The organism is Cecembia calidifontis, from assembly GCF_004216715.1.
Lineage (GTDB): Bacteria > Bacteroidota > Bacteroidia > Cytophagales > Cyclobacteriaceae > Cecembia_A > Cecembia_A calidifontis.
In genome coordinates this window covers 969,570-982,156 of sequence record NZ_SGXG01000001.1, presented here as the reverse complement: position 1 = coordinate 982,156, position 12,587 = coordinate 969,570, and the positions used below count along the sequence as shown (strand labels likewise).

Below are 12,587 nucleotides of genomic sequence, written 5' to 3'. Positions count from 1 at the left end.
TAATTAAAATAAATGACAATATTTGCTGTAAATATTTCATGATTTCTTTAATATGAACAATAAACTCGAGTAATTATTGTTATGATTTTTTGCCCATTTGTTTGATTTCATTCCATTAATAAATCCATTTTGCAATTGTTTCAAGAATGATTGATCTGGATTTTGGTATTTTTCCGATAGCAAAGAAACATAATAGCTATCAAATTTCATGGGCAGTATTTGATCAATGTGTAGTTTGAATTCATTGGCCAAATAAGCCATGCTTTTATGGTTGAAGTGATATAGATGTCTTGGAACGTCCCAAGCTGCCCAATGTTCTTTGTAATGCTGTGCGTCCAATGAACTATGATTGGGAACAGCAATCATTATGGTTCCATTTTCTTCGAGCAGATGGATCAATTTCTTGATGGTTTTCCTTAATTCGTGTACATGTTCCAGAACATGGAATAAGCTGATGCAATGGTATAATTTTTTGTCATTAATTTTATCAAGGTCTGTGATGACTTTTAATCCTTTTTCTTTGGCTGTTTTTCTGGCTGTTTTGTTGGGTTCTATGCCTGTAACTTTCCAACCACTTTTTTTTGCAGCTTTTAAAAAATACCCCGTACCACAACCAATGTCCAATAGGTTTCCTTTTGCTACATTAAAGGAATTGAGCCAAGCAACTTTTTGTCTTATGGTAAAAATCCTGACCAATTTGTACAGCAGGTTGGTCAGGTTATTGGTTTTATTTTGGTGGGATATATAATCTTCAGATTCGTAATAGTCCTGTATGAATGCTTGTTGAGGTCTTGGATTGGTAAATATCAGATCACATTTGCTGCATTGGCAAAGAAGGAATTTTTCTTTACTGATGGCATAGTCTGTTATTTCATGGAGATTAAGAAAAAGCCCACTTTTACAAAGTGGGCATTTGGTCAATCTTTCTCTTTGGTTCATCATCTTCCCAAGTAGACGGTTAATATGGATAAGTCAGCTGGTGAAACTCCACTTATTCTTGAAGCCTGTCCCAATGTTTCTGGTCTGATTTTATGGAGTTTTTGTTTTCCTTCTGCTGAGAGTGCAGGGACAGCCAGGTAATCAAAATGTGGGGGGATTTTGAAATTTTCCATGCTGTTCAATTTCTCCACCATCTGTTGCTCTTTTTCGATATAACTTTCGTATTTGATTTGAATTTCTGCCTGTTCCAAGACTTCTTTAGAATATTTGGAGAGGTAAGTTTTGAGTTCCTTATCCAGTTCCATGATTTCGTTTAAGCCTAGCTGTGGTCTTTTTAGCAGTTTTTCTACACTTATTTTTTCCTTGACGGTAGCTGTTTCATATCCTTCGAGTCCTTCATTGATGATATCAGGAGACAATCTTTTTTGTTTGAGGTCATTGATCAATTTGGCGGTATCGGATTTTTTGTCCAGCATCTTTTCTAATCTTGTATCATCAGCTAAGCCTATTTGGTGACCCAATTGGGTCAGCCTTAAATCAGCATTATCCTGTCTCAACAATAATCTAAATTCCGCCCGGGAAGTAAACATTCTATAGGGTTCCTCTGTACCTTTATTGATGAGATCATCAATCAGTACACCAATATAAGCATCAGATCTTTTGAGGATGAATGGTTCTTCTTCTTTTACTTTTAATGCTGCATTGATTCCTGCAATCAATCCTTGGGAAGCAGCTTCCTCATAACCGGTGGTACCGTTGATCTGTCCAGCAAAGAAAAGGTTTTCTATCAGGTGAGTTTCCAGAGTTAATTTCAACTGTGTAGGAGGAAAGAAATCGTATTCTATGGCATAACCTGGTCTGAACATCTTGGCGTTTTCAAATCCGGGTATTTTCCGCATCGCTTTAAACTGTACATCTTCAGGTAAGGATGTAGAAAAGCCATTGACATAGATTTCTATCGTATTCCAACCTTCTGGCTCCACGAAAATCTGATGTCTTTCCCTTTCTGCAAACCTGTTGATTTTGTCTTCGATAGATGGGCAATATCTAGGGCCAAGGCCCTGAATTCTTCCATTGAACATAGGTGACCTATCAAAACCTGTTTCCAAGGTTTCATGGACTTCCTTATTGGTATAGGTAATCCAGCAATTTCTCTGTTCTTTTAATGGGCTCGTTTCATCTGAATAGGAGAATTTTTCGGGGTTTTCGTCACCTTCCTGAACTTCCATTCTGCTATAGTCCAAAGATCTGCCATCTACTCTTGGAGGTGTGCCGGTTTTCATTCTTCCCGCTTCAAAGCCTAATGAAACCAACTGTTCAGTAATACCTTTAGCTGCAGATTCTCCTGTTCGCCCTCCTCCAAATTGTTTTTCTCCAATATGGATGACTCCGTTAAGGAAAGTTCCGTTGGTCAGAACAACACTTTTTGATCTTATTTCCAGTCCAATGCTTGTTCTGACACCTACTACCCTATTGTCTTTAACTACTATGCCATTGACCATCTCTTGCCAAAAGTCAACACCTGGTGTAGCTTCCAAAGCCAATCTCCATTCCTCAGCAAAACGCATTCGGTCATTTTGTGTTCTTGGAGACCACATAGCCGGACCTTTGGACCGGTTGAGCATTCGGAATTGTATCATGGATTTATCAGATATGATACCTGACATTCCCCCTAAGGCATCAATCTCTCTTACAATCTGACCTTTTGCCACACCTCCCATGGCTGGGTTACAGGACATCTGGGCAATGGTATTCATATTCATGGTACATAGGAGGACTTTCGCTCCCATTTTGGCTGCAGCATGTGCAGCTTCACAGCCTGCATGACCTGCGCCCACTACGATCACATCATATTCTGGAAACATATATTTTCCTATTTATTGGAGTGTTCCACGTGGAACACTTGTTAGGTTGATGATTTTTTTAAGTTGTATATTTAAATGTTCCACGTGGAACATTAGGAATAAAATGCTGAAATGGATTCGTCTTCCATTTTCTGCATGATTTTTTTATCTTCTTCTTTTTTATCCTTATACCCCATTAGGTGTAGTAGCCCATGACTCATTACACGGAGGAGTTCTTTTTCAAATGAAATCTTTTCTTTTTCTGCATTTTCCTTTACCCTATCTATACTGATAAAGATATCCCCTTCAATGGTCTTTTCATCTTCTGAATTATCAAAGGTGATGATGTCTGTATAGGTTTTGTGGTTCAGGTATTCTACATTGATCTGATACAGGTATTCGTCCGAACAAAAGACATAATTCAAATCCCCGATCTTTAAGGATTGCTTTGCTGCAATTTTTCTCAACCAATTTTTGTGTTTGGTTTTATCCTTGAGAGGGAACTTTATGTCTTCTTCGAAAAAAGAAATTGCCATATCAAAGGTAAAATGTTAAAACCGCTATCCTTCCGCTATCTTCAAACTTTACTTCGTCAGTCAGGTGGCGCATTATAAAAATTCCCCTTCCTCCTGTTTTCTCCAGATTCTCTGGAGCTGTGGGATCCGCCAAATGCTCATAGTCAAAACCAGAGCCTTCATCTTTGATGACAAACTGGACCTGATTTTCATCCAGGTGCAATTCCAGATCTACGGTTTTATTTCCATCCAGCTTGTTGCCGTGAACAATGGCATTGGTCACACATTCTGTTACAGAAATCATGATATTGCCATAGATATCATCATTGATGGCATACTTTTCTCTGGCATTGTCAATGAAGCTTTCTATGATCTTTATATTCTCTATCAGAGAAGGTATAGAAATTTTAATAGAATTCATCAAAATTTTATGGATAATTGGTTATTTAATTTTCCTTTTTTAACTGTCAATTTCTATCATTATAGGACAATGGTCCGAATGTTGTGCATCCGGAAATATCACAGAACTTTTAATCCTATCTTTCATAGGTGTGGTGCTCATGTGATAATCTATCCGCCAACCTAGGTTCTTTGATCTTGATCCTGCCCGATAACTCCACCAGGTATATTGGTGGGGTTCCTGATTGAATATCCTAAAACTGTCATCGAATCCGGAAGCCGTAAACTTGTCCATCCATGCCCTTTCCTCCGGTAAAAAACCGGAAGAGTTTTTATTGGATATTGGATTATGGATATCGATAGGCTTATGACAGATATTGTAATCCCCACTTAAAATGAGATTCGGATATGATTTGATCAAATCCTGACTGTATCCATAGATATCATCCAGAAACTGATATTTGAAATCCTGTCTGACATCTCCTGTCGTTCCTGAGGGAAAATACGCAGAAATAAATGAAAAGTCTTCATAATCTGCTCGAATGATCCTCCCTTCATCATCATATATGGGTAAACCCATGCCATATGCCACGTTTTTGGGTTTTTCTTTACTGAGGATGGCTACCCCACTGTACCCCTTTTTGACTGCTGGATACCAATAAATATGATAACCCATATCTTCAAAAATGGACTTATCAACCTGGTTTTCCAAAGCTTTTACTTCTTGCAGCCCAATGATATCCGGATCTGTTTCCTTCAGCCAGTCTGCTAATCCCTTGTTCAGTGCAGCCCTGATACCATTGACATTATAGGATACGATTTTCATCTGTTTTTGATGCTTTTCTTTTGGTTTTAATTAGTCTATTTGATTTCTATATCAAATTCTCTTTCGAAATATTCCAATACCTGGATTTTCAGAAGCTTTTCCTGCTCCAGAATATCGAAATGGGGTAATTTTTTCAGGAGTTTCCAATGCGGCCATCCGTCCTGATCGATAAAGTCAAGTTCGTAAAAACCCGCATAACTCAGCACTTTGCAAATCGCAATGTGCATCAAATCCTGTTTTTGCTCTTTGGAAAAATTCCTGTTGCCCTGACCCAGTTCCTGAACACCTATCAGAAAAAGCACTCCATTCAGGTCATTTGGCTTTTTTCCTATCAGTTCCTCTATTCCCAGAAGTAACTTGCCCCAACGCTTTTCCAGGTCCAGATCCTTTTTAAACATTTTTGTTTCCTTCTTTTTCGAGTAAATCCCAATATTCAACAGCCCTCCTTAAATGGGGTATCACAATGGATCCACCGATTATGGTAGCAATGGAAAATACTTCAAATACCTCCTCCCTGTTCATCCCGGCTTCATAGGATTTCCCCAAGTGGTATTTGATACAATCATCGCATCTCAAAACCATGGAACAGGCCAGTCCTATCATTTCTTTGGTCTTCACATCCAAGGCTCCTTCTGCATAGGTATTGGTGTCCAGGTTAAAAAACCTTTTGATCACCTTGTTGTCAGAAGCCATGATTTTTTCATTCATTTGGCTTCGGTAAGTATTGAATTCTTCTATCAAATTCATTAATTTTTTAGATCTAAATTTAACCTACAAATATAGCAGGTATTTTCCTGTCATTCAGTTCTAACAAGCCTTTTTGAAAATGCGTTTCCGGATTTTTGAAGATTTTTTATCGCTGGTTTTTCCCAAAACCTGTTGCCTGTGCAAAAGAAGCCTATTTGACTTCGAAAATGTACTCTGCAGATGGTGTACGGCCAACCTGCCTGTAGCCAATTATCACCTTAGGCCCCAGTACAATGATTTATCTGTAAAAATTACTGGACTGACCAAAACCAATCTGGTTTTTGCCTTTTTGAGGTTTACCAAAAAAGGCGAAAGCCAAAAACTCCTGCACCAGCTCAAATACAGGAACCGGCCCGAAATCGGGGTGGAATTGGGTAAAATATATGGGCAAATACTCCTACAGCACGGCTTCCAGGATTGGGACCAAATTACACCTGTTCCCCTTCATCCGGCCAAACAAAAAAGAAGAGGGTATAACCAAAGCGAACAGTTTGCTATTGGGCTTGGGCAGTCCCTTGAAATTCCCGTTAGAAATGACCTCGAAAGGATCCATTTCACAGAAACCCAGACCAAGAAGAGCAGATTACAAAGGTTGGACAATGTAGCTGATGTTTTCAGGACCAAAGACGGCCATAGGCTGAAGGGGAAAAGGGTCTTGCTCGTGGATGATGTGATGACCACAGGTGCGACCCTTTCTACCTGTGCCAATGTACTTTGGAACTGTGAAGCGGAAACAGTGGATTTGGCTGTCCTTGCAGCTGGAAAAAATTAAAAAATTGTAAACAAAAAAATTGAACACAAACATAAAACCCGATCAAACAAACCGGATTCAATGATTTTTGTTCCCTGCTTTTTTGAATAAGGAGAATTACTTATCTTATTGTTCCCAAAATAAAATGCTTTGGTTCATGAATCCTTCAAGAAGAGAATTTCTGAAAAAGACCGCCTTGGTTTCCGCAGGTTTGGCTGCAGGTCCTCTAGCTGCAAAAAGCCTGAACCTTGAACCTGTTCAAAATGCCTTGCCATACTGGAGAGGATTCAATCTACTGGACTTTTTTTCTCCTGATATGGAAAAGGGAAGGAAAAACCCTCCCGAATTTTTGGCCTGGATAGCAGATTGGGGCTTCAATTTCGTAAGGATTCCCATTTCTTATCCTGTCTATCTGGATTTTGACAGGAGCCGGCCTATTCTGGCATCTGAGGTATTGAATTTTGATGAATCCAAAATTGAACAGATTGATAGGCTGGTGTACTTAGCCCATAGTCATGGTCTGCACGTGAGCCTTAACCTTCACCGAGCCCCTGGATTTTGCATCAATGCAGGATTCATAGAACCCTTTAACCTTTGGAAGGATCAAGATGCTTTGGATGCTTTTTGTGCACATTGGGAAATGTGGTCCAAAAGGTATAAGCATATAAGCTCTGATAAACTCAGTTTTGACCTGGTCAATGAGCCTTTTATGCGGGAGGATCCCAATGATCAGCATTCACCGGGTGGTCCTGTTCCTGTGGAAGATTATTACCGGGTGGCAAAATCTGCTTTGGAAACCATCAAAGGCATCAATCCCCATCGCTTGGTGATAGCCAATGGAAACGGGGGAGGCGGAATCGCTGTTCCTGAACTTGCTGATTTGGAACTTGGACAGAGTTGTAGGGGATACCATCCCATGAGCATTTCCCACCATAAGGCCTCTTGGGTGTATAAAGAACCTGACTCACTACCGGATCCAATTTGGCCCGGTGAATTCAACGGTCAATACCATGGCAGGCAAATGATAGAACAATATTATGCTCCTTGGATTGAACTTCTCCAAAAAGGAGTCGGTGTTCACTGTGGAGAGTGCGGTGCTTACAGCAAAACACCCCATGCAGTTTTCCTGCGTTGGTTTGAAGATGTCCTGGATTTTCTAAGTGAAAATAAAATCGGTTTTGGCATTTGGGAATTTTCCGGAGCATTCGGAGTCCTCAACTCAGGCCGAACCGATGTGGATTATGAGGATTGGTACGGACAAAAGTTGGACAGAAAATACCTGAACCTACTGATGAAGTATGCCTAAAGGCTTACCAGCTTCCTCCGGCTCCTCCTCCGCCAAAAGAGCCCCCTCCAAATCCACCGAAGCCTCCGCCTCCAAAACCTCCGCCTCCAAATCCACCAAAAGATCCTTTTCCAGAGCGGAAATCTCCATATTTTCCTTTACTGCTTCCCTTCAGCATATTGGCAAGCATGATGGTAGTCCATAGGTCGATTCCTCCTCCTTTACCGCCCATATGGTTATCATTGTCTCTCTTGTTTTTAAGCAAGGGAAGTACTACAAATAGGAAAATAAACAATAAGAAAAATACCAAAGCTCCTCCATGCTCGCCGGAGGATGCAACCTTATCTGCTTTATACTCTCCGGAGGCCAACTTGAAAATCATATCCGTGGCTTTGTCCAATCCTTCGTAATATTTGCCCATTTTAAAATTGGGAACAATTAATTGGTCCACTATTCTTTTGGCAAGTATATCCGGAATAGCCCCTTCCAAGCCATAACCTGTCGCTATAAATACCTTCCGGTCTTCCATGGCTGCCAGTATCAGTACACCATTATCCCTGTCTTTCTGGCCTATTCCCCATTTGTCACCCAGCTGAAAGGCATAATCACTGATGTCATAAGGACCTACAGAGCGTATCATGACAATGGTCACCTGGGAAGAAGTGGAGTCATTATAAGCTATCAGCTTTCTTTCCAACCTATCTCTTTCATTGTCAGTCAAGGTATTGGTAAAATCATTCACCAATCTAGGGGGATTTGGAGCAGGAGGGAAATCCCCCTGTGCCCAAATCCCGGTTGTTATTAGAAAGCTGATCAGAAAGGAAAGTAAGAATTTATAGTACATGGGGATTATCCAAAAGATATTTCGTCTGGCAATTCATTGATATCCCCACTTTCATTATAAGGAAAATGGGCTTTTAGTTGTTGTCCGCAAAGATATATTCCCCTGCACAGTCCTTCTGTAAAGGCAGAAGCTTTAAAATGATGCAACATTTCTTCCTTGATTTGCTCCCAGAAATTCTCAGGAACAATCCTGTTGATCCCACAGTCCCCTAGAATAGCAAACTGATGGTCTTCTACAGCCAGGTAAAACAAAACGGCATTTCTTTCTTCGGTTTTATGCATTTTAAGCATTTCAAAAACTTCCGCTGCCCTATCCATTACATCCTCACCACAATGGTTTTCTATGTGGACCTGGATTTCCCCGGAAGTTTCCTTTTCTGCCATTTGTATGGCTTCAATGATTCTATTTCTGTCTGCTTCTGAGAATAATCTTTCTGCCATTCCGATTAGAATTGAACGGTTGGTGCATTTTCTGCTCCCTGAGCTGCTTCGAAGTATCCTTTTCTTTCAAATCCGTACCAGCCCGCAAAAATATTGTTAGGGAAAGTCCTCAAAGTAGAATTGTACTCCTGAACAGACTGATTGAAATTTCTTCTGGCTACCGCAATGCGGTTTTCTGTTCCCTCCAGCTGTGCCTGTAGTTCCAAGAAGTTTTGATTGGCTTTGAGATCAGGATACCTTTCCACTGCTACCAGTAGTCTGCTCAATGCACCGCTCAATTGATCCTGTGCCTGCTGGAATTGGGCAATTTTCTCCGGACTTAGGTCTTCAACACTCAAATTGATAGAAGTTGCTTTTGCCCTGGCTTCAATTACCCCGGTTAAAGTTTCCTGTTCAAAATCGGCATAACCTTTAACGGTATTGACAAGATTGGGTATCAAGTCAGCCCTTCTCTGGTACTGCGTTTCCACTTCGGCCCAGTTACCATTGATCCTTTCTTCATTCTGAACAAACATGTTGTATACGCCTACGGCTTTTACATAAATGAAAAGTCCAATCAAGGCAATCACCAAAATAGGAATTAGTGCTTTTTTCATATCCGAGTTGTGTTAGATTATTATTACAAAATTAAATGGTTTCAAATATTTACGTAGGATTCCCCTTGAGTATATTGCTTACTTTATCCATTGGGGAAATCAGGTTCCTCAGGTATATTTTGAATGTAGTGCCTTCTCCAACGGTACTTTCTACTTTAAGGTTGCCATCATGCGCCCTTATTTGTTCGCGGACAAGATACAGGCCTAGACCCTTGCCTTCTACATGAGAATGGAATCTTTGATACAGACCAAATAACCTGTCCCCATAGCGTTCCAGGTCGATTCCAATTCCATTGTCTTGGAAAGTAAGCACAACAAAATTCTTTTCCTGATGGGTGCTGATATGAATTATCGGGTTCCTTTCCGGATGTTTGTACTTGATCGCATTGGTAGTCAGGTTGATAAGGAAATTTTCCAAATGAGAATAGATATAGTTGATTTCGGGAACTTTGGAAAAATCCTTGTGTATCACAGCCCGGGAATCCGCAATCTGCTTGGATAGGCTTTTTTCCACATTGGCCACCAACTGCTTGAAAATTATCCTTTCCACCTTTGGAATTTTATTCTTCTTGATAGAAACTACCTCAATCAGGTCTTCCAAAGTACTGTTGAGGATGGAGGTAGAAACTTTCAAATTTTCGATAACCTCTTTATTTTCAGGATTTTCAGGATTGTTAACATCATAAAGCTCCAAAAGCGAGGAAATATTAACAATGGGCGCCCGGAGGTTATGTGAGGTGATGTAAGCAAAGCGCTGCAATTCTTCATTTTGTGATTTGAGGTCCCTGATCAGTTGCTCCCTCTCTTCCTCGGCCAATTTGGTTTCCGTGATATTTTGGGTTACCAATAGGATCCTATCAATTTCTCCTTGATTGTTGAAAAGAGGAACGCCACTTTTCAGGTAGAATTGTTTATCTGTGATCACTTCAAACATCACGGATTCTCCCTGGAATACCTTATCCAGATGCTTCCGTACCTTATTGGAAATATAACTTCCATATTTGGAAAGATGTGCTGTTCCAATCAGCTCTTTAGGATTGATGCCTTTGTCATGAAATTCTTTTCCTTCTGCATAGACATATTTTAGGTTTCTGTCCAGCACTTCTACCGTACCTTTTGGAAAATTCTCCGCGATACTTCTGAAAAGTTGTTCTGATGCTATCAGTTTTTTTTCATAATTGATCCTGCCCATTTCAGCCCCTATCCTGTCAGCCAATACTTTGAGCAAGCTGGACATATGGGTATTATACGGCCTGTCATTTTCATCCAAAAACACCAAAATACCTAATTTGGTACCATCCAGGTCTGTGATGGGAACACCGATGTAGCAGGAAATGTCCTTATCCTGTAGTGCTTTATCTTTTGGATAGAGGGATTTAGCCCCACTCAAAATGATGTGGGGTTCATTTTTACTCATGCAGTCAAGGCAAGGACTGTTTTTAAGTTCATAGACAAACGATTCGCCTTTTTTTCCATTTTTGGAATATGAAATAACTTTCCCTTTGCCCAGTTCGAGGTCTATTTCTGCAATGAAACAATAAGACATCTGAAGTTTTTGGCTCAAGAGTTCTGTGAGTCCATCAAAAAAATCCTTTCCGCTTAACCTGGAGGTTTTTTCTGTCAATTGGGAAATGATGCTCTGCAAAAACTCCTGTTCGCTGATGTCTTCCAAAATGGCCTGAAAAGTTTTTCCCCTGTCCAGGGTCTTGGCTGTCATCCTCAAATGAAAAAGTTTGTTGTTAAAATAACTGACATAAGGACCTTCGTAATAAGCTTCTCCTTTGACCAAACTTTCCTCATAAGCTTTTCTGATAGGATTGTTCCCTAAGAAATCGAACAAATTCTTTCCTATAAGAAGGGACTTATCCTTGACATCAATTTTTTCCACAAAGCTTCGGTTAACTTCAAGGATAGTTCCCTTGTGGTCGTATTGGAAGATGGGAAGGGGATTTTCTTCAAAAAGTGTTTTGTACCACTGCAAGTTGAGTGAAGATTCCAGTTCTTTTTGCTTGGTATAGCTAAAATCAACAAAAAATCCTGCCCAAATGGATTCGTTCTGATATTGCTTCAAACGATTGGATGCCCCATACACCCATTTTTCTTTACCACTTGGGGTAATGAGTCTGAAATAGGCCTCGAATTTCTTATCCTGAAGGTAAGCTTCCCTGTCTGCCGCTGCCAAGGATTCCCGGTCATCTTGATGTATCAAATCAGCAAGGCTCTGCTCATTTTTGATTATCTGCTCAGGTTCTAATTCGGTGAGTGCCCTACATCCTTCGCTGACAAACAAAAACTGATGACTATAGTCAGGAAATGCCTTCATCAGGTACACCATACCGGGCACAACTCCGGTGAGCTGATCCAATACCGATTTTTTGGCCAATAAGTCTTTTTCTATTTCCTTAAGCGTAGTGACGTCTGAGATCACCCCCACCCAGCTCTCTTCTTTTTCCCCCATTTTGGAAATCTGCACTTCCACAAAAATGTAATGCCCGTTTTTATGGAGCATGCGGTAGGTGATTTTCCCATTTTTGAAGATGTTGTTCCTGTAGTTATGAAGGTCTTCGGGATGCACCAGACTTTCCCATTTTTCCACAGTGATATTTTCAAAAAAAGCGGTAGGATATCCAGTGATTTCCTCAAGGGAGCCTGAAAGGGACATTTTATTTTTGTTTACATCAAACTCAAAGTATATAAGATCAGGCAGCTCTTCCTTATATCTCTTTGCTTTGGTGAAATCTGTGCTTAAATAGATCACTTCCAGCAGGCAATAGTGATCATTGAGTGAGTTTTTGGACAGGTATAAATGCCCTGGGTAAATCGGCAGCATTTCCGACCCATCACGGAGGTAGAAATCTTTAAGAATCTGCGGTTTTATGAATTCAAATTTCCCCGAAATAAATTCCTCCAGCGATTTCGTGTTTTTGATGCTCTGCTCTCCGCTGATCCCTTCAAAAACCTGTCCGGAGTTTTGATTGATAAGCCAGGAAAACCTGGTATTGCTTTTCCATTTCAAAGGCGTGATAAGCACATTGATCAGATAAGAAGCGTCCTCTTGCGAAATTACATACCCCTCAATCTGAACCATCTGAAAAGTCCCGTCCTTTAGTACAATCGGACAAATAATCTTATCCCCCGTTCCAAGGCTTTGAAAAAAGAAGTCAAAAAGCTTTTTGGGCAAGGTAGGAAGGATTGAGTTAAAGAAGGATTCTTCATAAAATTTATCCCCCTTTCGCAAGATATTTCTTATCTCCGAGGAAATATACAAGAGTTCAAAGTTGCCCTCTTGATACTTTTTGAGCGTTAGCAGGATGTTTTGAAAATGATGGATGGAAGAATTGGACATAAGGGCAGCATCCTGATTAAAAACCGAAAATAACTGTAAAGGCCTTAATTCTACT

General features: G+C 40.2%; 13 protein-coding genes. 2 read left to right on the top strand and 11 right to left on the bottom strand.

Translation table 11 applies throughout. The features are described from left to right. Positions 1–36: 36 nt before the first annotated feature. From BC751_RS04160 to BC751_RS04130, 7 genes are all read right to left on the bottom strand, one after another. Positions 37–942, bottom strand: a complete 906-nt coding sequence (locus tag BC751_RS04160; protein ID WP_242617358.1) for a class I SAM-dependent methyltransferase — start codon at positions 940–942, stop codon at positions 37–39. Next, positions 939–2,804, bottom strand: a complete 1,866-nt coding sequence (mnmG, locus tag BC751_RS04155; RefSeq protein WP_130274467.1) for a tRNA uridine-5-carboxymethylaminomethyl(34) synthesis enzyme MnmG — start codon at positions 2,802–2,804, stop codon at positions 939–941. Before mnmG ends, BC751_RS04160 begins: the two co-directional genes overlap by 4 nt. 92 nt (positions 2,805–2,896) lie before the next feature. Continuing rightward, positions 2,897–3,319: an rRNA maturation RNase YbeY gene (ybeY, locus tag BC751_RS04150; protein ID WP_130274466.1), complete on the bottom strand. Its 423-nt coding sequence runs from the start codon at positions 3,317–3,319 to the stop codon at positions 2,897–2,899. A 1-nt stretch (position 3,320) separates the two neighbouring features. After that, on the bottom strand, positions 3,321–3,719 hold the full coding sequence (locus BC751_RS04145) for an ATP-binding protein (protein WP_130274465.1): 399 nt from the start codon (positions 3,717–3,719) through the stop codon (positions 3,321–3,323). A gap of 39 nt (positions 3,720–3,758) precedes the next feature. Beyond that, positions 3,759–4,523 carry an exodeoxyribonuclease III gene (locus BC751_RS04140; RefSeq protein ID WP_130274464.1) on the bottom strand — a complete coding sequence of 255 codons (765 nt, stop codon included), beginning with the start codon at positions 4,521–4,523 and terminating at the stop codon, positions 3,759–3,761. 35 nt (positions 4,524–4,558) lie between these two features. Then, positions 4,559–4,921 (bottom strand): hypothetical protein, encoded by a 363-nt coding sequence (locus BC751_RS04135; protein WP_130274463.1) that lies wholly within the window; start codon positions 4,919–4,921, stop codon positions 4,559–4,561. Next, entirely contained in the window at positions 4,914–5,270 is a 357-nt protein-coding gene (locus tag BC751_RS04130; protein ID WP_130274462.1) for a carboxymuconolactone decarboxylase family protein, read from the bottom strand. The genes BC751_RS04135 and BC751_RS04130 overlap by 8 nt, the downstream gene beginning before the upstream one ends. A gap of 79 nt (positions 5,271–5,349) precedes the next feature. Here BC751_RS04130 and BC751_RS04125 point away from each other — a divergent pair, with 79 nt between their 5' ends. Next, positions 5,350–6,042 (top strand): ComF family protein, encoded by a 693-nt coding sequence (locus tag BC751_RS04125; protein ID WP_130274461.1) that lies wholly within the window; start codon positions 5,350–5,352, stop codon positions 6,040–6,042. Positions 6,043–6,178: 136 nt separating this feature from the next. Further along, on the top strand, positions 6,179–7,327 hold the full coding sequence (locus tag BC751_RS04120; protein WP_130274460.1) for a glycoside hydrolase family 5 protein: 1,149 nt from the start codon (positions 6,179–6,181) through the stop codon (positions 7,325–7,327). Between the two features lie 4 nt (positions 7,328–7,331). Here BC751_RS04120 and BC751_RS04115 read toward each other — a convergent pair whose 3' ends face one another. Genes BC751_RS04115 through BC751_RS04100 form a run of 4 tightly spaced genes read right to left on the bottom strand, consistent with a single transcriptional unit; the run spans position 7,332 to position 12,532 of the window. Next, the gene (locus tag BC751_RS04115) at positions 7,332–8,150 is read right to left on the bottom strand and encodes a TPM domain-containing protein (RefSeq protein WP_130274459.1); all 819 of its coding nucleotides are present in this window, start codon (positions 8,148–8,150) and stop codon (positions 7,332–7,334) included. 5 nt (positions 8,151–8,155) lie between these two features. Beyond that, entirely contained in the window at positions 8,156–8,590 is a 435-nt protein-coding gene (locus tag BC751_RS04110) for a TPM domain-containing protein (RefSeq protein ID WP_130274458.1), read from the bottom strand. 5 nt (positions 8,591–8,595) lie between these two features. Further along, positions 8,596–9,186, bottom strand: coding sequence for a LemA family protein (locus BC751_RS04105; RefSeq protein ID WP_130274457.1), 591 nt, complete (start codon positions 9,184–9,186; stop codon positions 8,596–8,598). Between the two features lie 49 nt (positions 9,187–9,235). Continuing rightward, a complete protein-coding gene (locus BC751_RS04100) occupies positions 9,236–12,532 on the bottom strand; it encodes a PAS domain S-box protein (protein ID WP_130274456.1) in 3,297 nt (1,098 codons plus the stop codon). Between the last annotated feature and the right edge of the window lie 55 nt (positions 12,533–12,587).